This is a genomic window from Bradyrhizobium sp. LMTR 3 (assembly GCF_001693485.1).
GTDB lineage: Bacteria > Pseudomonadota > Alphaproteobacteria > Rhizobiales > Xanthobacteraceae > Bradyrhizobium.
The window spans coordinates 17,597-37,572 of record NZ_MAXC01000051.1 but is presented as its reverse complement, the minus strand read 5'-3'; the positions used below and the strand labels follow the sequence as shown (position 1 = coordinate 37,572).

At 61.6% G+C, this 19,976-nt stretch carries 19 protein-coding genes; 8 read left to right on the top strand and 11 right to left on the bottom strand.

The features are described 5' to 3' along the window. Positions 1-104 precede the first annotated feature (104 nt). Positions 105-1,073, top strand: a complete 969-nt coding sequence (locus tag LMTR3_RS30540; RefSeq protein WP_065748688.1) for a Bug family tripartite tricarboxylate transporter substrate binding protein — start codon at positions 105-107, stop codon at positions 1,071-1,073. 238 nt (positions 1,074-1,311) lie between these two features. On the opposite strand, the gene LMTR3_RS30530 is transcribed toward LMTR3_RS30540, so the two are convergent. After that, positions 1,312-1,836 carry a hypothetical protein gene (locus tag LMTR3_RS30530; protein WP_141686886.1) on the bottom strand — a complete coding sequence of 175 codons (525 nt, stop codon included), beginning with the start codon at positions 1,834-1,836 and terminating at the stop codon, positions 1,312-1,314. A gap of 190 nt (positions 1,837-2,026) precedes the next feature. On the opposite strand from LMTR3_RS30530, the gene LMTR3_RS30525 reads away from it, so the two are divergent. Beyond that, entirely contained in the window at positions 2,027-3,433 is a 1,407-nt protein-coding gene (locus tag LMTR3_RS30525) for an MATE family efflux transporter (protein ID WP_065748685.1), read from the top strand. Between the two features lie 62 nt (positions 3,434-3,495). Beyond that, positions 3,496-4,230, top strand: a complete 735-nt coding sequence (locus tag LMTR3_RS30520; RefSeq protein ID WP_065748970.1) for a Crp/Fnr family transcriptional regulator — start codon at positions 3,496-3,498, stop codon at positions 4,228-4,230. Positions 4,231-4,245: 15 nt separating this feature from the next. Here the strand turns inward: LMTR3_RS30520 and LMTR3_RS30515 are convergent, their stop codons facing one another. From LMTR3_RS30515 to LMTR3_RS30475, 9 genes are all read right to left on the bottom strand, one after another. Beyond that, positions 4,246-4,932, bottom strand: a complete 687-nt coding sequence (locus LMTR3_RS30515) for a cyclase family protein (protein ID WP_065748684.1) — start codon at positions 4,930-4,932, stop codon at positions 4,246-4,248. Between the two features lie 32 nt (positions 4,933-4,964). After that, complete coding sequence (locus tag LMTR3_RS30510; protein WP_065748683.1) at positions 4,965-6,254, bottom strand: TRAP transporter large permease; 1,290 nt, start codon at positions 6,252-6,254, stop codon at positions 4,965-4,967. A 5-nt stretch (positions 6,255-6,259) separates the two neighbouring features. After that, positions 6,260-6,781 carry a TRAP transporter small permease gene (locus tag LMTR3_RS30505; RefSeq protein WP_065748682.1) on the bottom strand — a complete coding sequence of 174 codons (522 nt, stop codon included), beginning with the start codon at positions 6,779-6,781 and terminating at the stop codon, positions 6,260-6,262. Between the two features lie 99 nt (positions 6,782-6,880). Further along, positions 6,881-7,882: a TRAP transporter substrate-binding protein DctP gene (dctP, locus tag LMTR3_RS30500; protein WP_065748681.1), complete on the bottom strand. Its 1,002-nt coding sequence runs from the start codon at positions 7,880-7,882 to the stop codon at positions 6,881-6,883. Between the two features lie 46 nt (positions 7,883-7,928). Then, entirely contained in the window at positions 7,929-8,672 is a 744-nt protein-coding gene (locus LMTR3_RS30495; protein WP_065748680.1) for a GntR family transcriptional regulator, read from the bottom strand. A 127-nt stretch (positions 8,673-8,799) separates the two neighbouring features. Continuing rightward, positions 8,800-9,507: a molybdate ABC transporter substrate-binding protein gene (locus LMTR3_RS30490; RefSeq protein ID WP_065748679.1), complete on the bottom strand. Its 708-nt coding sequence runs from the start codon at positions 9,505-9,507 to the stop codon at positions 8,800-8,802. Next, positions 9,507-11,645 carry a xanthine dehydrogenase family protein molybdopterin-binding subunit gene (locus tag LMTR3_RS30485; RefSeq protein WP_065748678.1) on the bottom strand — a complete coding sequence of 713 codons (2,139 nt, stop codon included), beginning with the start codon at positions 11,643-11,645 and terminating at the stop codon, positions 9,507-9,509. Before LMTR3_RS30485 ends, LMTR3_RS30490 begins: the two co-directional genes overlap by 1 nt. Further along, the gene (locus LMTR3_RS30480) at positions 11,642-12,112 is read right to left on the bottom strand and encodes a (2Fe-2S)-binding protein (protein ID WP_065748677.1); all 471 of its coding nucleotides are present in this window, start codon (positions 12,110-12,112) and stop codon (positions 11,642-11,644) included. Before LMTR3_RS30480 ends, LMTR3_RS30485 begins: the two co-directional genes overlap by 4 nt. Before the next feature lie 21 nt (positions 12,113-12,133). Further along, positions 12,134-13,105 (bottom strand): tripartite tricarboxylate transporter substrate binding protein, encoded by a 972-nt coding sequence (locus LMTR3_RS30475; RefSeq protein ID WP_065748676.1) that lies wholly within the window; start codon positions 13,103-13,105, stop codon positions 12,134-12,136. Positions 13,106-13,279: 174 nt separating this feature from the next. Here LMTR3_RS30475 and LMTR3_RS30470 point away from each other — a divergent pair, with 174 nt between their 5' ends. From LMTR3_RS30470 to LMTR3_RS30450, 5 genes are all read left to right on the top strand, one after another. Further along, positions 13,280-14,344 (top strand): ABC transporter substrate-binding protein, encoded by a 1,065-nt coding sequence (locus LMTR3_RS30470; RefSeq protein WP_065748675.1) that lies wholly within the window; start codon positions 13,280-13,282, stop codon positions 14,342-14,344. A 5-nt stretch (positions 14,345-14,349) separates the two neighbouring features. Beyond that, positions 14,350-15,732, top strand: a complete 1,383-nt coding sequence (locus tag LMTR3_RS30465) for an MmgE/PrpD family protein (RefSeq protein WP_065748674.1) — start codon at positions 14,350-14,352, stop codon at positions 15,730-15,732. Next, positions 15,729-16,481: a 3-oxoacyl-ACP reductase family protein gene (locus LMTR3_RS30460; protein ID WP_065748673.1), complete on the top strand. Its 753-nt coding sequence runs from the start codon at positions 15,729-15,731 to the stop codon at positions 16,479-16,481. The genes LMTR3_RS30465 and LMTR3_RS30460 overlap by 4 nt, the downstream gene beginning before the upstream one ends. Positions 16,482-16,565: 84 nt before the next feature. Next, positions 16,566-18,674 carry a molybdopterin oxidoreductase family protein gene (locus tag LMTR3_RS30455; protein ID WP_065748672.1) on the top strand — a complete coding sequence of 703 codons (2,109 nt, stop codon included), beginning with the start codon at positions 16,566-16,568 and terminating at the stop codon, positions 18,672-18,674. Between the two features lie 71 nt (positions 18,675-18,745). Then, positions 18,746-19,528 carry an enoyl-CoA hydratase/isomerase family protein gene (locus tag LMTR3_RS30450; RefSeq protein WP_065748671.1) on the top strand — a complete coding sequence of 261 codons (783 nt, stop codon included), beginning with the start codon at positions 18,746-18,748 and terminating at the stop codon, positions 19,526-19,528. On the opposite strand, the gene LMTR3_RS30445 is transcribed toward LMTR3_RS30450, so the two are convergent. Beyond that, a complete protein-coding gene (locus LMTR3_RS30445) occupies positions 19,529-19,957 on the bottom strand; it encodes a GlcG/HbpS family heme-binding protein (protein ID WP_065748670.1) in 429 nt (142 codons plus the stop codon). Positions 19,958-19,976 lie beyond the last annotated feature (19 nt).

The window sequence follows — 19,976 nt, the reverse complement described above, 5'->3', positions numbered from 1 at the left end:
GCATTCCTTGGCCGGATCGATTGCATAAGCCGAAGATCGGGCGCAATCTTTCCCAAATGGCGGCCGCAATCCTAAGATTTGTGCCGCTCATATTGGGGGAAGTGATGCGGCCGCTTCATCTGGTGATTCCAGCGCTCGCCTTGCTCCTAAGCCATCATGCGATGGCGCAGGGGAGCTATCCGGACCGGCCCATCAAGATGATCGTGCCGCTGGCCGCGGCAAGTGCGGTCGACGTCGCGGCGCGGATCGTCACCCAGAAGATGGCCGACAATATGGGCCAGCAAATCGTGATCCTGAATCAGCCGGGCGCTTCAGGCCTGATCGGGGCGGAGGCTGTCGCCCGCGCTGAACCGGATGGCTACACGATTGGCGGGTTCAACGACAGCATCATGACGATGGTGCCGAACCTGCAGTCCAGGATGCGCTGGGACATCCTGAAGGACTTCGAGCCGGTGTCGCTGGTCGCGACGGTGGAGTGGGGGTTGGTAACCAACAATCAGGCCAGCTTCAAGAACGCAGCAGATCTGATTGCGGCCGCGAAGGCGACGCCCGGCAAGATCGACTATGGTTCGGGCGGGCCGGGCAGTCCGCAGCATCTGGCGATGGCGATGTTCGCGTCGGCCGCCGGCATATCGCTCACGCATGTGCCTTACAAGGGGGCCACCCAGGCTGCAACCGACATCGCCGCTGGCCAGATCCCCGTCGGCTTCCAGGGCCTGGGCACGGTCGCAACGCTCGTGCGCGGCGGCCGACTCAAGCTGATCGGGGTAACCACCGAGAGGAGGTTGTCGCAATTCCCCGATGTGCCGACCGTCTCGGAATCCGGTCTGCCCGGCTTCTTCTTCAACTCATGGTTCGCAATTCTTGGTCCCGCCCGTACCCCGAAGCATATTGTTGCCCGCCTGAACGCCGAGGTGCTGAAGGCGGTTGGCGATCCTGACGTGCGCCGCAAGCTTGAAGAGTTGGGTTTTGCCGTGCGAGGCAGTTCAGCGGAAGAGCTGCGCGCCATGACGCACGATCAGCTCGCGAAGTATGAGCGCGTGATCAGGGAAACCGGAATCGCCAAGGAATAGTTGCCGACCGATGCGCCACAGCGCCAGGGTCGGCAGCCTATTTCCGCAATCAATAGCAGGCGTAACGGTGGCCGTTGCGGCCGACATAGTACTCGGCGCCCATCGTACAGGGACCTGGCGCAACTTTGAGCGCGCTGCCGGAGACACGAAAGCCAAGGTCCTCATGAGAAAGGCCAGCACAACCTCTGAGGGTCGTGCTGGAATTATCTTTGCCTACGCGTAAGTGGGATAGTTCTATTTAAGCCAGCGCCTTTTCGCGTTGTTCCACTTTTGACGAGGACTTAAGCGCCGGATTCGGACAAAGCATGAGGATGCCGATGTATTCGATGCCCTCGTGAACAAAATTCTTTATCTGTACGTCGTATGTCGCATCAACGTTTGCGCCGATCTTCATCAGCATTGGAAGGGGATTGTCGGACCGGTAATTTGAAAACGCGACCGACGTAATGCGTTCGGTAACCTCTTTGGGAATTGCGCCAGCGTGCTTTTCCCAGTTGTTGTAACCCTTTGTCGAGCCATACTCGTCAGCCCAATCGGCCGGGCGCGGCAGCAACGTCTTGGCGAACATTCCGAAGCTGTACGGCCCATTCGCCTTCTCAAATTCGACGAACTTCCTGGCAGTCGCCTTGATGTTGGCAGGACTCGTCAGCACATTCATGTTCTTTTCGAATTCGTCGCTATAAATTCCACCCATCTTGAATTTCCTCTCAAGTTTGAAGCGTTCGGTTTGAAACGCGTGCCCAAGTCCGACGCCGTCTGACACGGGGACTTTTACGCCAGCGGAAAACGATCGAAAGGCTGGCGATCACTTCAACCGCCGCAACGATCCACAGTTCAGTCTAACGATAAAATGTCAGGTTGTGCAACAGAGCGTCTGCGGCCTTGGGCAGGTTAGACCGAACTGGTAGCCTCCGGTTGCATGCTGTCTGGGTGTTGACCCGTGGGGAAAGTTCATGACGAATCCGACGATTGCAGCCGCGAAGCCTCAGTCGGGACTACAGAATGCGAACGTCAAGCGCACGCTCGAAGGATCTATCCCGCTCGTACTACTCAATTTTGCGACGCCCAGTCTTGTACAAATCCTGGTGCAGTCGGCGATAGCTGTCATCGAAATATTCCTCCTTAGTCGGCTCGGCACCGATGTGCTCGCAGGGATTAGCGCGGTCTTCCCGATTGTCACGTTGTTTGTTGCAATAACCACCGTCGGAATGGGTGGTGCGATATCATCCGCAGTAGCTCGGTCACTGGGCGCGGGGAATGTTTTGGAAGCGCAAGCGCTTGCCGCGCATGCAGTCCTGCTTTCCTTGATTTTTGGCGCGATCTCGGCTGCGGCACTGATCTTTTTCGGACCCGAAATATACGGCTTGCTGGGAGCAAGAGGCGATTCTCTCAATCAAGCTCTTTCTTATTCCAACATCGTATTCGGCGGTTCGATCAGTCTCTGGCTTCTGGGAGGCATCACCGCAATCGTGCGCGGTACCGGCGACATGAAGACGCCGGCACGAATTGCCATTTTTAGAGCCGGTGCCGCGCTGCCACTATTTGGAATACTGATTTTTGGATGGGCGCCGGTCCCTGGATTTGGGATAGCCGGCGCCGCAGCCGCAATGCTGATCTACTACACCCTGGGCGTCGTCGGGCTGTTCGTTCATTTGCAGTCCGCCAAGAGTCCTATCCATCTCACTTTTTCCGCCTTCCGGCCACGGTGGCAGCTCTTCTCGCGCATTCTGAAAGTAGCGTTGCTCTCGTCGCTGCAGATACTGGTTTCCAATGTCGCGCTGATCGCGATAACGGCCTATGTCGCCTACTTCGGCACTGAGGCGCTAGCCGGTTATGGCTTGGCTGCTCGCGTCGAGCTTCTTATTTCTTCCATGATACTCGCCCTGGGCGTAGGCACGACGACAATGGTCGGAACGTGCATTGGCGCCGGCCTGGAGGCACGCGCGCGTCGTGTGACGCTCGTTTCTTGTCTGCTGGCGGCGGCTATTTTTGCGACGATCGGACTCGGAGTGGCATTGTCGGGAAGATCGATCGCAGGTCTGTTTACACCTGTCGAAAAAGTAGTCTCGGCGGCATCCAGCTATTTCTACGCGACGGGTTTGGTGTACGGGTTCATGGCCACATTTGTGATCCTGTTTTCCGCCTATCAGGGATGGGGACGGGCGACGGCTCCGCTGCTTGTCAGTCTGTTGAGGGTTGCCATCGTATTGGCCGGCGGATGGATGCTGCAGCAGCACGCGCCTCGGCTCGATTGCCTGTACTATCTTGTAGCAAGTTCCACGGCTATTGGAGCGGTAACGCTGGGCACCGTTTTCGCCTTCCGTCCGCCAAATCGACGCGTTTTGACGCTTTCCGGTTGAAAAGCCGGCCCACGTTGATTACGGAAGGGCTGCAATCCCGTGTTCCCTGGAGTTTGACTGTCGTGCCTCAACGAAGGACGGGTGAAGCTCACGAATTTTCGAACGGCAAATTGTCGGTGCTGCGCAAGCACCCGTTTTTTGCCGACCTCGAGCCCACGGCGTTCGAGCAGCTCTGCCGCTATGCCAAACATTCCACGTTGAAGCGGGGAGCCACGCTGTTCTCCAAGGGGGACCCCGGCAACAGCCTGTACGCGGTGATTTCGGGTACGGTGAAGATGAGTATTTCCTCACCCGACGGCCGCAGCGCGATCCTGAATATCATCGAGCCTGGAGAAATCTTCGGCGAAATCGCGCTGCTCGACGGCGGGGCTCGCTCGGCCGACGCCATCGCAAACTCCAATTGCGAGCTATTCGTCATCGATAGGCGGGAGTTCATCCCCTTCGTGAAGGAGCAGCCGGGGCTGGCGATGAAGTTCATCGAATTGCTCTGCGGGCGGTTGCGGTGGACCAGCGATCAGGTCGAGCAGATTATCCTGCAGAATTTGCCCGCGCGACTGGCGAGCGCGTTGCTGCGCCTGTCCGAAAAACACAAACCTGCACAGCAGGGGCGAACCATCGCGATCACCCAGCAGGAGATCAGCGAGATGGTTGGCATGACCCGGGAGAGCATCAACAAGCAGTTGCGCGCCTGGGCGACCCGCGACTGGGTACGCCTCGAGCATGGCGCCATCGTTGTGTTGAAAGCCGAGATGCTTCGTGATCTGGCCGATGCCGGATCCGGAAGCGAAGGCGAATAGGCCTCTCATTTTCCTTCACAGGTCGAACACCGCAACCGCGCGGATCGGCGACGCTGTCCCGCCGCGCCACTTCATCGGCAGGCCGATAAACGTGAACTGGCCGCGCCCCAACAGCGCTTCGAGATTGCACAGGCTCTCGATGTGGGTGATGTCGAGGTCGAGGCAGGCCTTGTGCACGAGGGCATTAACCTTGCCCTCCGGCCCCGGCCGCATCGAATCGATGCCGAAATGCACGACGCCCTGCTGCGCCAGCCATTCGGTGGCGGCCACGTTCACTCCGGAATTGTCAGTCGAATATTCCTTGCGAGGGAATGTCCGTTCGTGGTGACCGGTGCAGAGCAGGACGGTGCCCTCCCTCGGCACCGGCACGCCGGCCTTCGCCACCGCCGCCTCGAGATCGGCAGGCGTAATTTCGGCGCGCGGTGCAATGTGGCGCAGGTCGACGCAGATACCCGGCACGATACATTTTTCCAGCGGATATTCATCGATTGATATGCCGCTCTTGCCGAAATGTCGGGGCGCGTCGATGTGGGTGCCGGCGTGGTCCACCATGGAGATGAACATCGACGCCAGCCCGTGCACATTGCCCGATTCGGCGAAGGATTCTTCGTGGGTTTTCCAGACGCCATGCATGACGGGAGGATGGCCGGGATAGCTGGGCGTGCGGTGATAGAGCTCTCGGCTGAGGTCGACGATCTTCACGCGGAGTCTCCGTGACGCGAACTGCGTCTGTTCTAGAACCCGAACGCCCTCGGCAGCGCCAGCGACAGCCAGGGCACATAGGTCACGATCATCAGCACCGTAAACATCACGTAGTAGAACGGCCAGATGCCGCGCATCACCTCGTCGACCGAAACCTTGCCGATGGCGCACCCGACGAACAGAGTCGTCCCTACCGGCGGTGTCAGGAGGCCGATGCCGAGATTGAGCAGCATGACGATGCCGAAATGCACGGGATCGATGCCGAAGCTCTTCACCACCGGCAGCAGGATCGGAGTGCAGATCAGCAGCAGGGGCGCGAGATCGAGCGCCGTTCCCAGAACCAGCAGCATGATGTTCAACCACATCAGCAGCACGTATTTGTTGCTCGATATGGCGACGAAGAACTCGGTCATCTTGGCCGGCATCTGCATCAGCGCGGCGACATAGCCGAAGCACGAGGCGGTTGCCACCAGGGTCAGCACCATGGCCACGGTTTGCAGCGTCTTGTAGACCAATAGCGGTAGCTCCGACCATTTGTAGTCGCGATAGATGAACATGGTGACGAAGAACGCCCAGACGCAGGCAACCGCGCCTGCCTCGATCGGAGTGAAGACGCCGGTGAGGATGCCGCCCAGCACGATGGCCAACGTTACGATGCCCCACATGGCGTCGCCGAGCACCTTGGCGGCTTGGCGGATCGCTACGGGCTCACCCTTCGGGTGTTTGTCGCGATAAGCGTAGAACAGACAGAGCACCATCAGCGAGAAGCCGAGCAGTAGGCCAGGGAGCACGCCGGCCAGGAACAGGCTGGTGATCGACACCACGCCGCCGGTCGCCAGCGAATAAATCACCGAATTGTGGCTCGGCGGGACGATAATGGCTTGCAGCGAGGCGCTGATGGTCACGTTGGTTGCGAAGACTCGCGGATAGCCTTTGTCGGCCATCTGGGGAATCATCACCGAGCCGATGGCGGAGGTGTCGGCGACCGACGATCCGGAGATGCCGCTCATGATCGTGGTCGCAAGGATATTGACCTGCGAGAGGCCGCCTCGAATTCGCGTGAATCCGACGAGCACGGCTGCAAAGTCGACCAGCCGCCTGGCCATGCCGCCCTCGGCCATGATGGCGCCCGCCAGCACGAAGAAGGGGATGGTCAGCATCGAGACCTTTCCGACGCCGCTGGCAAATTGCTGCATGACCGCGCCGACCGGCAAATCGATCCAGAGCGCACCGACGAGCGAAGACAGTGCCAGCGCGTAGGCGATCGGCATGCCGATCGCGAAGAACAAGCACATGCTGAGAAGCAGAACCGCAATATCCATGGCAATTACTCGACTGGTACGTGGGCGTCAGCGCCGTCGCGCGGCGGCGGGCCAATTGTCAGGCGTTCAATGACGAACAGGAGCATCATGGCGCCGCTGACCACGATCGGAAGATAGGTGATCCCGACCGAGAGCCATGGAAACTCATCCACCGAATTATCCCAGGTGGTCCGGACCAGCCGCAGTCCCCAAATGACCATGAAGATTGCAATCACGCCCATCAATATTTCGCTGAGGAACAGTGAGGCGCGTCGCAGCAGCGGCGGCAGCAGATCGGTACCAACCGTCATGTTCATGTGGATGCGCTGGCGGTAGCAGTTCGCCGAGCCGATGAAGGTGATGCCGACGGTGAGCAGCACGGCCATCGGCTCGGGCCATGACGAGGCGCTGTTGAGGATATATCGGGTGTAGATGGCCCATGGGATGACAGCCGAGACCAGCACGAGCGCCACGCACGCGATCACGGCGCCGGTCCAGTAAACCGCATCGTTCACACGTCGGAAAAATCCGGCCGCAGAATTGGACATTTTGACCTCGGAGAGTAGCGGCGCTTCAAATCGCCTCTGTAGCTCGGAGGAGTGGCCGGAACGGACGTCGCCCGGCCACCCGCCGCTCGCGAGCCGGACCTATTGGACCGCTTCGATACGCTTGACCATCGCGGCGTACTTCGCGCCGTACTTGTCCCAGACCGGCTTGACCGCATCCTGGAACGGTTTCTTGTCGATATCGGTGATGATCTCGGTGCCGGCCGCTTTCATTTTTTCGATGGCGGCATTCTCCGCTTCATACCAGAGCACACGCTGCTCTTGCTGCGCTTCCTTCGCAAATTTCTTGATCAGCGCCTGATCTTCGGGCGAAAGCTTCTGCCAGGATATGCGCGAGAACACCAGAAGCTCCGGAATGATCAGGTGTTCGGTCATCGTGAAATACTTGGCCACCTGATAATGGTTCTGCGCTATGAACGATGGCGGATTGTTCTCCGCGCCGTCTACCACGCCTGTCTGCATCGAGCTGAAAACCTGATCGAAGCCCAGCGCGACGCCGTTGCCGCCCAGCGCATTCATGGTGTCGACGAACAGCGGATTGCCCATCATGCGGACCTTGAGGCCCTTGAGGTCGGCCATGTTCCGGATCGGCCGCCTGTTGTTATAGACGTTGCGCGAGCCGGCATTCATCCAGCACAGCGCGATCAGGCCGGTTTTTTCGTTCGCGGAAATCTTCGCCAGCAATTCGTCGCCGATCTCGCCGTCGATCACTTTCTCCATGTGCTTGGAGTTACGGAAGACGAACGGCATGTTAAAGACGTTGACGTCGTCCACGACAGGGCCGACCGCGCCGACCGAAATACGGGCGAACTGCAGCGCGCCGAGTTGGGCCTGCTCGATCATTTCCTTTTCGCCACCGAGCTGCATCGACGGGAACATCTGGATTGTCAGCCGGCCATTGGTGGCGGCTTCCAGCTTCTTGCCCATCCGGACCACGGCTTCGACCGTCGGATAGCCCAGCGGATGAACGTCCGATGCTTTCAGCACCATTTTGGTTTGCGCAAATGCCGATGAAAGCGGCGCCGCGGTAGCCATGGCAGCCCCGAGCCCTGCGCTCAACTTGATGAAGTCGCGTCGTTTCATGTTGTTCCTCCTGATGCTTGTTTATCGTTTATGGGCTTCTCGAACTCTAAGGTCGCTCGTCGAAGTACTCCGGATTGATATGTTGAGTAGCCGAGATGTTCTCGAGAAGGCTTTCGAGGTGGATTTCCATTGCCCGCCTTGCGCCCTCCGCGTCATGTGCCTCGATCGCGGTCAGGATGGCCTGGTGTTCGACGATGACCTTTGCGATCCTCCCGCGCTGGGGCAGGGTTAGCCGACGATAGCGATCGACGTGAACCTTTACCTGCTGGATATACTTCCAGATTCCGGGATAGCCGGCGACATCGGCAACTGTAGCATGAAATGTTTCATCGGCCTGATGAAACGCCTCGCTGTCTCCGGCTGCGCTGGCCTCGCGCTGTCGCTCCAGGATCGACCGTAGCGCCAGTTTCTGGCTCGACGTCGCACGTTCCGCCGCGAGCCGGGCGGTCGTCTCCTCCAGCGCCTTGCGGATGATGATGGCCTCGGGGAGTGCTGCCACCGGAATGCGCGAAACGAAGATGCCAGACTGGGGATAGACCTCGAGCAGGCCTTCATCCGATAATTTGAGGATCGCCTCGCGAACGGGCGTGCGGCTCACCCCGTAGGAGAGCGCGATCTGCGCCTCCGAGACCGCTTCGCCGGGCCGCCGCTGCAGCGACACCAGTTCGCCTCGAAGATCGGAATAGATCCTGGATGCTGCCGTCGCCGCGCGCGGTCTGCCGCTGCGGCGCGTGGCAGGAGCAATTCGGCGAACCTTTGGATCAGTCTTTTTCGATGCGCGGGCGGGCATGGCTGCTTTCTCGATTGATATATTAGTATATGAATTGGCTTTGACAAACCAAAAATCGTGCCGCGCACCTATTTCGTGTTGGGCATTGATCCGCAGAGGCTCATCTGGTGGTCAGAGCAGCGGCGGCCTAATTGGGCCCGCTGATGAAGCCCGTGCGCTTCCGCAGTTCACGTTGTCCGTCGCTGATCAACAAGTCGATCAGGTGCTGGGACTGTTGCGGATGGGCGGCGGCAGTGGTGATGCCTGCCGTGTACATCGTTGCAAGTTCGCAACCTGCCGGCAGCGAACCGGATAAGGTCACGCCTTCGGCGCTGATGATCTCGGTCGATTGCGTGCATCCGATCGGGCGCCGTGCCTTGGACGCCGCCAGTTCGCGCATCGCCGTGGCGCCATTCGGGAAAATCCTGAGTCGGGCGGCGAGCTGATCGGCGATGCCGAGCTGCCGAAGGACATTTGCAACATGAATTCCGGCCGTGGAGGCTTTGGTATCCGGTACGAAGATCGCATCGGAGGCGAGGAAAACCTCGCGCAAGCTGGCGGCATCCTTGGCGACAGTCGGGGAATCGCCGGCGCGAACGGCGAGGGCGGTTTCGACCAGGCCGACATCGGCTATCGAAGCGGAAACAACCAGCCTCTCCTGCTCAAGTTTCGCGAGGAGTGCCGCGGTCAGGATGACGATGTCAGCCGGGGTGCCCTTGCGCAATTTGTCGGCCATCACGCCGACCGCGCCGAACTCGCCCGCGATATCGAATCCAGTGTTGGCCTTGAAGGTTGGCGCCAGGCTTCCGACCAGGCCCTGTGCCGCGCCGCCGCTCAAGAGGTTCAGGCTGCTCATCAGCTTAAGTCCATCGCGGCGATGATCTTGTCACGCGTGATGGGCAAATCGCGCACCCGCACGCCGAGTGCGTCGAACACGGCGTTGACAATGGCCGCCGTAACCGGGCCGTGGGCGGCCTCGCCGGCACCGACCGGATCCATGTCAGGCCGCTGAATGACCTCCACCTCGACATCGGGCACTTCGCTGAAGCGCAGGATCGGATATTCCGTCCAGCTCGTGCTGGTGATGCGTTCTCGGTCGAAGCGCACGCGCTCTTTCAACACCCAGCTCGTAGCTTGAAGGGCACCGCCTTCGATCTGGTTGATGACGCCATCCGGATTGATCGCTTCGCCGACATCGACCGCCAGCGTCAGCTTCCTGACGTTGATCTCCTCGGCGCCCTCGATCTCGGCAATCGCAGCGCAATAGGCGCCGGTGTTTTTGTAACGGCCAAAACCTATGCCGTGCCCAATGCCGGGCTGCTTCTCGGGCTTCCACCCCGCGCGCACGGCCGCGGCGCGGATGACGTCCTTGGCCCGCTCATCCCGCAAGTGGCGGAGCCGGAATGCGACCGGGTCCTCGCCGGTCTCGGCTGCGATTTCATCGAGGATGGATTCAATCGCAAACACATTGCCCTGCCCACCGAGCGTCCGGAGCGCGGAGGTGCGTATCGGCATGGTTATCAGGCGGTGGCTTTCGATGTGCCAGGATGGAAAATCATAGAGCGGGACCGAGTTGCGATCGCCACCGCCGCCGTTGGCCTGCGGCGGATTGGTCGAGACCATGCGTGGAAACGGGTTCTCCAGTTCGAACGCTGCCAGCAAGGCGGGCTGTGCCGCGCGCCCCGGCCGCGCCGCGTGCCCGTTGCTCCAGATGGAATGTCGCCAGTCGATGATCGCACCCCGCGCGTCGAGATCGGCCTCGATCTCGATCGCCATCGCTGCGCCAAACGGCGCATCCGACATCTCGCCCTGGCGAGACCATTGGACCCGAACCGGGCGGCCGCCGGCGGATTTGGCGAGCAGTACGGCATCGAGCGCGACGTCGTCGGCGGCGTTATGGCCGTAGCAGCCGGCGCCTTCCAGATGCTCAACGGTGATGTTCTCGACCGGAAGCTTGAGAACCAGCGCCAGATCAGCGCGCAGGAGATAGACGCCCTGGCTGTGCGTCCAGACATGAACGCGATCGCCGTCCCACCGCGCCATAGCGCAGGAGGGTGCGATCGACGCGTGAGCAATATAGGGGCGGGTATATTGCCGCCGGATGGTCCGGGCCACCGCGCAGAGGGCTGCGGCAGTTTTCTTGCCGATTACGGTGGATTCGGACGGTTGCGCCTTGAGGAAGTTTGCGAGATCGTTTTCGTCCGGCAGTAGCTCGCCATCGGACCAGGTCGCGCCCTTGCGCAACGCATTGAGGGCCGCCTCCGCACCATGCTCGGTCTCGCTGACGACGCCTGCAAAGCTGCCGTCGCGCACTATGGCAACGAGACCGGCCACCGCACGGGCGCCATCCTCGTTCAACTCCCTGAGTTTCGCTCGCGCATGCTCCGGACGCAGCACGCGTCCGTGCAGGATTCCGGCCAGCGCGTGGTCGTGGATGAATCGCGGCCGGCCAAGAACCTTGTCCGGAATATCGATCCTTTGGGCCGAATGCCCGGCCAGCGTCCGGCTCGTTGCGATCTTGGGCGTTACGCCGGGTGTGGCGTTGCGATCGAGCGAGACCTCGTCGGCAAGTTCCCAATAGCTGGTCCTGACATTGCCTGGGCCCGAAATGATGCCGTCCTCGATATGGAGGGTGTCGATGCCGACGCCCAACCGTTCGGCTGCCTGCTGAAGAAAGATTTGGCGAACCTCGGCGCAGGCATGACGCAGCGCACGGCCCGACTGCTGGATGGAAAGGCTCCCCGATGTGACGCCCTCGTTGGGGCTGACGGCGGTCGACGTCCGGATCATCTGCACGCGAGATAGATCGATATCGAGTTCGTCGGCGGCGATCTGCGCCAGCGCCGTCACGATGCCTTGTCCGATCTCCACCTTGCCTGGCGAGACCGTCACCTGTCCGCTGCTCGAGAACTTCAGCCACGACGATAATTTCGGGTTCGCCGCAAGGCTTACCGGCAAGCCGGGCGCGGAGGGAGGGGGCGCTGGCTGGTTCATCCTGCCGCCATTTCTTCCGCCGCGCGCAGCACCGCCCGTACCATGCGATTATGCGAGCCGCAGCGGCAGAGATTGCGGTCGAGCGCTTCCTTCACCTCCCGGCTGGTCGGTGATGGATTTCGCCTCAGCAGCGCCGCCGCGCTCATCAGGATGCCGGAAACGCAGTAGCCGCATTGCAGCGCCTGCTCGGCGATGAAGGCACGCTGCAGCGGATGTGGCCGCTCGCTCGTTCCCAGCCCTTCGATCGTCGTGACATCCTTGTCCGCCACCGACCAGAGCGGCGTATCGCAGGCCGATATCGCGCGATCACCGACGATGATGTTGCAGGCGCCGCATTCGCCGGCACCGCAGCCGAAATGCGGTCCGCTCATACCGAGATGCCCGCGCAGAATGTCCAGCAGTGACCGGTCAGGATCGGCGTCAACCTCGGTCTCGGCGCCGTTGAGGCGAAATCGAACGCTCGGCATCGAAGCTTCTCCGGCAGCTTCTTATTGCGGCGGCTTATCGAATTTTTTGACCACTTCCGCCCATTTCACAATATCGCCGCGCAGGAATTTGTCGAACTCCTCGGCCGTCATCGACATCGGAACCGCACCCTGCTGGGTCCAGAGCTTGACGATATCGGGCCGTTTCACGACCGCGTTTACCGCCGTATTAAGCTTGTCGATGATCGGCTTTGGCGTGCCTGCGGGCGCCATCAGGCCGAGCCAGATGGTGGCCTCGTAGCCGGGAATGCCGGCTTCGATCACCGTCGGCGCGTTGGGCAGAACGGTCGAGCGTGCCTTGCCAGTCGTCGCCAGCGCGCGAACCTGGTTTTCCGCGACGTTTGGAGCCATCGCCGGAACTGCGTCGATCATCATCTGAACCTGGCCGCCGATCACGCCGCTGCGCGCCTCGCCACTGTTACGGTAAGGCACGTGCACGAGGTCAATGCCGGCCATGGCTTTGAACAGCTCGCCTGCCATATGATACGGCGTGCCCTGGCCGGAGGAAGCGTAGTTCAGTTTGCCGGGCTGCGATTTGGCGAGCGCGATGAATTCCTGCAGCGTCTTCGCCTGCACGGAAGGGTGAACCACGAGGACGAGGTCGGAATAGTTGACCGATGCGATCGGCGCGAGGTCGCGCATCAGTTCGTATTTGCGTTGCGGCACCAGCGATTCATTCGCCGTTTGGGTGTTCGACATCATCAGCAGCGTGTAGCCGTCCGGCGGCGACTTGACGACGTCCTGCGTGCCGATCACGCCGCCGGCGCCGGTGCGGTTCTCGATCACGAAGGCTTGCCCAAAGCTTTCCTGCAGGATGCTGCCGATCTGCCGGGCGGTGACGTCGGCGGGCCCTCCGGCGCCGAAAGGAACGATCACCTTCACCGGACGAGAGGGATAATCCTGCGCCTGCGCACCAGTCAGCGATGTTGTGAGCAGAGTTGCAGCCAGAGCCAATGCAATCCTTGGACCCGTCATTTCCCATCCCCTGACGCTTGTTTTGTTTCTTGCCCCAAGCTTAGCTGCAATCGGAATGGGCTGTCGATGAAAGACTGGCTGCGCGCCCCTGGAATAAAAGATAATCTCGGGTGTATCGGACTGAGTTGGTGCGAGCCCAATGAGAAGGCTCGAAAAGACAATTGGGAGCGCCCAATGAAGAACTCGATCTCGCGACGCAATGTGCTCCAGGGGGCCGGCGCCGTTCTCGCAGGCGCAGCATTTTCCACCCGCGTCATGGCGGCTGCGCCACCGCCGGAAGCGGTCACACCCGCGCTGATCGAAGCGGCGAAGAAGGAAGGCAAGGTCATCTATTACACCTCGACCGACTTGCCGGTCGCGGAGAAGCTAGCCAAGGCGTTCGAGGCGAAATATCCGGGCATTGCGGTGCGTGTCGAGCGCACCGGTGCGGAGCGCTTGTTCCAGCGTATCGGCCAGGAATACTCCAGCAACATCCACGCCGTCGACATCGTGAATTCATCCGACGCCGCGCATTTCATCGTCTGGAAGCGTGACGGCGTTCTGGCGCCTTACGTGCCGGAAGACGTCGCAAAATTCTATCCGGCCGAGCACAAGGATCCGGACGGCCAGTTTGCGAGTTTCCGCGTCTGGCTCAGCATCATTGCCTACAACACAAATCTGGTGAAAGCGGAGGACGCGCCGAAGAGTTTTGCCGATCTGCTCGATCCCAAATGGAAGGGCAAGATCGTCAAGGCGCACCCGGGCTATAGCGGAACCATCATGACCGCGACCTACCAGATGCAGCGCGATCTCGGCTGGAGCTTTTTCGAGAAGCTCGCCAGGCAGAACATCATGCAGGTGCAATCGTCGGCCGATCCGCCGAAAAAACTCGATCTCGGCGAGCGCGCGGTGATGGCCGACGGCAATGAATACAACATCTTCCAGATGAAGGAGGCGGGCCGTCCAGTCGAACCGGTCTATGCCACGGAAGGATCGCCGCTGATTATTGGGCCGAACGGCGTCTTCAAGGATGCACCCAATCCCAACGCGGCAAGGCTGTTTCAGCAGTACAGTCTCAGCCGGGAGGCCCAGCAATTGATCATCGATGTCGGTGGCCTGCGTTCGGTGCATTCTCAAGCCGTCGAGAAGGTGGGACGCACGCCGCTCAAGGACATCAAGACCATGAAGGACGACGCCGCGGCAGTCGAGAAAGAGAGCGAGGCCATCAAGGCGCGCTACACAAAGATCTTCCGCATTTGACTGGTATGGCCTCCGGACTGCCAAGGATTTCGGTCGCCGAAACGCTTGCCGAAAGGATCGCCGCACTCAGACCCGGCGCGTTACCGGCTGAAACCGTCCGCAAATGCGAGGACCTGCTGATCGACGTGGTCGGCCTGTGCGTCACCGCGCGCAACGAGGACTACGTCGGAAGCGCGCTGGCCGGTTGCGATGATGACGGCCCCTGCACGGCGATCGGGCACAAGCGCACGCTGAGCGCGGCCGGCGCCGCCTTCGTCAACGGCACTGCCGCGCATGGCGAGGACTTCGACGATACTTTTGAGGGTGGTCCGGTGCATGCCGGCGCCGTGATTGTCCCGGCGGTGCTCGCCGCCTGTGAGCGGCACAACCCGGATGGCCGCATGGCGCTGATCGGGATTGCGGTGGGCGCCGAAGTACTGTGCCGGTTGAGTCTCGTGGCGCCGAAAGCGGTTCACAAGGCCGGCTTTCATCCGACTGCGATCTTCGGTGCGGTGGGCGCGGCCGCGGGTGCAGGTGCCGCCCTTGGCCTTAACGCCAGGCAGATTGTCGATGCGATCGGCATTGCCGGCAGCATGGCCGGCGGCATCATCGAATATCTTGCCGAAGGCGCCTGGACCAAACGGCTGCATGCCGGATGGGCGGCGCAATCAGGCATCCGCGCGGCGCTATTGGCGCGGGGAGGGTTCGTCGGGCCGCGCACGGTATTCGAGGGTGTGCACGGCTTGTTTCATGCCTTCGCACACACCACCGATGGCGATTATGGCTCGCTGACCGGCGATTTCGGTACGCGCTGGGTGACGGACACGCTGGCGTTCAAGCCCTATCCATGCGGAACGATGGCGCAGCCCTATATCGATTGCGCGCGCCGGTTGGCTGCACGTGGTGTAAGATCGGAGGATGTCGCCGAGATCGTCTGCGAGGTGGCGGAGGGCACGGTGCACCGGCTGTGGGAGCCATTGGCCGACAAGCAGCGTCCACGCAATGGCTATGCCGCAAAATTCGCCGTGCCTTATCTGCTGGCCACAGGCTTCGTGCATGGCCACGTCGGTCTCGGAGCGTTCACCGAAAGCGCGATCCGCGATCAGCGCGTGCTGGCGCTCGCCGCCAAGGTGAAATTCGTGATCGACCCGGACAATCCCTATCCGAACAATTACACCGGCCACATCCGTGCTACGCTCCGCGACGGCAGCGTGGTGGAAGAGCGGCAGCCATATCTGCGCGGCGGTGCGCAGGAGCCGTTGACGCGGCAGGACGTGATCGACAAGTTCAGGCTCAACGCCGCTCATGGCGGCTGGAGCGCCGCGCAAAGCGACGCGGCGTTGAAGCTGATGGCGGTGCTGTACAACGGCCGCATCGATCTTTCCTCATTGCGGGGTAGCGGCTCATGACCAAAGAACTCGCCGGCAAAGTCGCCATTGTCACCGGCGCAGGCCGCAATATCGGCCGCGCGATCGCGCTGACGCTGGCGGAAGGCGGCGCGTTCGTCGTGGTGAATGCGCGCAGCAACCGCGCCGAAGCGGAGGCAGTCGCCCAGGAGATCGAGGCCGCCGGCAGCAAGGCGCTTGTTCATATCGGCAACGTCGCTGATGCTAACGCAGTGCAGGTCATGGTGGATGCCGCCGTGCAGCAATTCGGCCGTATCGATATCCTCATCAACAACGCCGCGTTGCGCCGCGAAAAGCCATTCGCCGAGATGGACTATGCGGCGTGGCGCGAAATCCTCGACGTGGCCCTCGATGGCGCTTTTCACTGCGTGAAGGCCTGTCTGCCGGCGTTGGGAAAATCCGGCGCGGGGACCATCGTCAATATCGGCGGCCTCAGCGCGCACACGGGGGCAAAAAATCGCGCGCATGTGGTGACGGCGAAGGCTGGCATCATCGGCTTGACCCGCGCGCTGGCGCACGACCTCGCTGACGACAGCATCACCGTGAACTGCGTGGTTCCCGGCCTGATCGGAACGCCCCGGCCGAAGGATAGACCGGAGCCGGCGCATCACTTGACCCATCAGACCATCAGCGGCAATCGAGGTTTGCCGGAAGACGTCGCCGCGACCGTGCGTTTTCTGTGCGGGCCCGGCGCGCGCTACATCAACGGACAGGCGATCCATACCAATGGCGGCGCCTATTTGGGCGCCTGATGCATGGCTAAAGGCCGTTTTTGCAGACGTACTGCCGAACAAACCCTCTCGGCGACCGCGGTGTTTGATGTTACCTAGAAACGCATGAACCAGCACACCAAGGTCGATATCCGCCACTCCACCTGTCCGCACGATTGCCCCTCGGCCTGCGCGCTCGATATCGAAGTGATCGACGGGCGCTCGATCGGCCGGGTCCGCGGCTCCAAGCAGCAGACCTATACGGCGGGCGTGGTCTGCGCCAAGGTGGCGCGCTACGCCGAGCGCATTCATCATCCCGACCGGCTGCTCCATCCGATGCGCCGCACCGGACCGAAGGGCTCCGGTCAGTTTGCGCGGATTTCCTGGGATGAGGCGCTGGACGAAATCGCGGCGCGGTTCGATCAGGCCGAGCGTGAATTCGGTGCTGAGGCGGTCTGGCCTTATTACTATGCCGGCACCATGGGGCTCGTTATGCGCGACGGCATCAATCGCCTGGCGCATGTAAAGAAATATTCGCGCTTCTATTCGACCATATGCGCCAACATCGCGCGCGTCGGCTTCGCCATCGGCACCGGCAAGATCGCCGGCGTCGATCCGCGCGAGATGGGCGTCTCCGATCTCGTCGTGATCTGGGGCACCAATCCGGTGAACACCCAAGTCAACGTGATGACGCATGCCTCACGTGCCCGCAAGGAGCGCGGCGCAAAAATCGCGGCGATCGACGTCTACAACAACGACACCATGAAGCAGGCCGATATCAAGATATTGCTCCGGCCGGGGACCGACGGCGCGTTTGCCTGTGGCGTTATGCACGTGCTGTTCCGCGAAGGTTACGCGGATCGCGCCTATATGGATCGTTATACCGACTGCCCCGACGAACTCGAGGCGCATCTGGTGACGCGCACGCCGGAATGGGCTTCGAAGATCTCGGGCGTACCGGTCGAGGAGATCGAGGCGTTCGCGCGCCTGGTCGGCCAGACCAAGCGTACGTTCTTCCGCCTCGGGTACGGCTTTACGCGCAGCCGCAACGGTGCCACGCAGATGCATGCGGCGCTGTGCATTCCGGCGGTAACCGGTGCCTGGCAGTACGAAGGCGGCGGCGCATTCTTCAACAATGCTTCGATCTGGCAGTTCAACGAATCCATCATCGAGGGCCACGACGCGATCGATCCCACGACCCGCTGGCTCGACCAATCAAAAATCGGACGCATCCTGACCGGCGATGCCGACGCCTTGAAAGGCCGCGGTTCCGTCAAGGCAATGCTGATTCAGAACACCAATCCGGTGACGGTCGCCCCCGAACAGGCGTTGGTACGCCGGGGTTTTGCGCGCGAGGACCTGTTCGTCGCGGTGCATGAGCAGTTCATGACCGAGACGACGGTCATGGCCGACATCGTGCTTCCAGCCACCATGTTCATGGAACATGATGACCTCTATTACGGCGGCGGCCACCAGCATATTTCGGTGGGCGCGAAGCTGATCGATCCGCCCGGCGAGTGCCGTTCCAACCATGAGGTGCTGCAGGGCCTTGGCCGCCGCCTCAATGCCGTGCATCCCGGATTTGAGATGACGCCGCGCGAACTGATCGACGCGACGCTGAAGAAGAGCGGTCACGGCGACATCGAGACGCTGGAAGCGGATCTGTGGCGCGATATCCAGCCGGATTTTCGAACCTCGCATTATCTCGACGGTTTTGCGCACCCGGACAAGAAGTTCCACTTCAAGGCCGATTGGGCGAATCCTCCGTCCGGTAAGTCCGGCCTCGGTCCGTGGGAGCAGATGCCGTCGCTGCCGGACCACTGGACGGTCATCGAGGAGGCGGATGAGGCGCATCCGTTCCGCCTCGCCACCAGCCCGTCGCGCAGCTTCCTCAATACCAGCTTCAACGAAACCCCGTCGTCGATCGCGCGCGAGGGAAGTCCGACCGTGATGATCCATCCCGAGGATGCGGCGTCACTCGGGATTGTCCACGGCGACGCCGTCACGCTCGGCAACACGCGCGGCGAAACGACGTTGACCGCGCGGCTATTCGACGGCCTGCGCCGTGGCGTGCTGGTCGCGGAATCCATTCATCCCAACAAGGCCCATATCGGTGGCCGCGGCATCAACATGCTGACCGGAGCCGAAGCCGTCGCGCCGGTCGGCGGCGCGGCGTTTCATGACAACAAGGTCTGGGTGAAAAAGGCGACGTCAGCCAGTGGGCGCAAGAGTTAGATCGCTCTTGCAGTCCACCGTCATCCTGCCGCAAATGCGCTGCCAGCATTTGACGAAAGGCGAGCGGGACAATGACCGACCACAAAAGCGTAATCTGCGAAAAGCGCGGGCAGGCCTTCTGGATCACCATCAACCGCCCGGACAAGCGCAACGCCATCAATGCCGATGTGGTCGCTGGCATCGCCCGCGGCTATCGCGACGCACATGACGACAAGGACGTGCGCGTCATCGTGCTGACGGGGGCGGGCGACAAGGCGTTTTGCGCCGGCGCCGATTTGCAGAACAGCGGTGCCGCCTTCGCGATGGACTATTCGCGACCGAATGTCGACTACGCCGATCTGCTGCGGCTGTCGCAAAACGCCACCAAGCCCGCGATTGCGCGGGTGGGGGGCGTCTGCATGGCCGGCGGTATGGGGCTGTTGTGCATGACCGACATGGCGGTCGCCGCCGATCACGTCATCTTCGGTTTGCCCGAGGTGAAGGTGGGCGTGTTCCCGATGCAGGTGCTGAGCCTGCTGCAGTCGATCGCGCCGAAGCGGCTGGTCAGCGAGTGGTCGCTGACCGGCGAGCCGTTTGATGCGCACGCGGCACAGGCTGCCGGGCTCCTGAACTACGTGGTGCCGGCGACCGAGCTCGACGCCAAGGTCGACTGGCTGGTCGGCCGCATCGTCGACAAGTCGCCGACGGCGATCCGCCGCGGCAAATATGCGATGCGCGCCATCGCCTCGATGTCGTTCGACGAAAGCATCGCCTATACCGAAAGCCAGATCGTGCTGTTGGCGATGACGGAGGACGCCAAGGAAGGCCTCAAGGCGTTCAGCGAGAAGCGCAAGCCGTCCTGGCCGGGCCGGTAATCAGCCGACGCTGGCCTTCAGTCCGGCGGCCTCGATGCCGGCGACAGCGCAGATTTCGTCATTGTCGGAGGTGTCGCCGCTGACGCCGACGGCGCCGAGCAGGCCGCCGTTACCCTGGATCAGCACGCCACCCGGCACCGGCACCAGGCGGCCTTGCGCCAGCGCGTTCACTGCGCTGACAAAGTAGGCCTGTTCTTGCGCGCGCTGGAACAACGCCCGCGATCCCATGCCCATCGCGAGTGCGCCATAGGCCTTGCCGTGCGCGATCTCGGCGCGCATCAGGCTGGTGCCGTCCTGCGCCGCGGTGACCTTCACGCAGCCGCGGGCGTCCAGAATGGTGATGACCAGCGGCTTCAGCTTGTTCTCGACGCCTTTGGCAAGCGCGGCATCGAGAATCTTGCGGGCGACGTCGAGGGTGAGTTCAGCCATAAATGAATTCCTTTGCGAT

Bases quoted from the DNA above. Each gene is read 5' to 3' on its own strand.
- LMTR3_RS30540 (WP_065748688.1), top strand. From the start codon at position 105: ATGCGGCCGCTTCATCTGGTGATTCCAGCGCTCGCCTTGCTCCTAAGC.
- LMTR3_RS30525 (WP_065748685.1), top strand. From the start codon at position 2,027: ATGACGAATCCGACGATTGCAGCCGCGAAGCCTCAGTCGGGACTACAG.
- LMTR3_RS30510 (WP_065748683.1), bottom strand. From the start codon at position 6,254: ATGGATATTGCGGTTCTGCTTCTCAGCATGTGCTTGTTCTTCGCGATC.
- LMTR3_RS30505 (WP_065748682.1), bottom strand. From the start codon at position 6,781: ATGTCCAATTCTGCGGCCGGATTTTTCCGACGTGTGAACGATGCGGTT.
- dctP (WP_065748681.1), bottom strand. From the start codon at position 7,882: ATGAAACGACGCGACTTCATCAAGTTGAGCGCAGGGCTCGGGGCTGCC.
- LMTR3_RS30495 (WP_065748680.1), bottom strand. From the start codon at position 8,672: ATGCCCGCCCGCGCATCGAAAAAGACTGATCCAAAGGTTCGCCGAATT.
- LMTR3_RS30490 (WP_065748679.1), bottom strand. From the start codon at position 9,507: ATGAGCAGCCTGAACCTCTTGAGCGGCGGCGCGGCACAGGGCCTGGTC.
- LMTR3_RS30485 (WP_065748678.1), bottom strand. From the start codon at position 11,645: ATGAACCAGCCAGCGCCCCCTCCCTCCGCGCCCGGCTTGCCGGTAAGC.
- LMTR3_RS30480 (WP_065748677.1), bottom strand. From the start codon at position 12,112: ATGCCGAGCGTTCGATTTCGCCTCAACGGCGCCGAGACCGAGGTTGAC.
- LMTR3_RS30475 (WP_065748676.1), bottom strand. From the start codon at position 13,105: ATGACGGGTCCAAGGATTGCATTGGCTCTGGCTGCAACTCTGCTCACA.
- LMTR3_RS30470 (WP_065748675.1), top strand. From the start codon at position 13,280: ATGAAGAACTCGATCTCGCGACGCAATGTGCTCCAGGGGGCCGGCGCC.
- LMTR3_RS30465 (WP_065748674.1), top strand. From the start codon at position 14,350: ATGGCCTCCGGACTGCCAAGGATTTCGGTCGCCGAAACGCTTGCCGAA.
- LMTR3_RS30460 (WP_065748673.1), top strand. From the start codon at position 15,729: ATGACCAAAGAACTCGCCGGCAAAGTCGCCATTGTCACCGGCGCAGGC.
- LMTR3_RS30455 (WP_065748672.1), top strand. From the start codon at position 16,566: ATGAACCAGCACACCAAGGTCGATATCCGCCACTCCACCTGTCCGCAC.
- LMTR3_RS30450 (WP_065748671.1), top strand. From the start codon at position 18,746: ATGACCGACCACAAAAGCGTAATCTGCGAAAAGCGCGGGCAGGCCTTC.
- LMTR3_RS30445 (WP_065748670.1), bottom strand. From the start codon at position 19,957: ATGGCTGAACTCACCCTCGACGTCGCCCGCAAGATTCTCGATGCCGCG.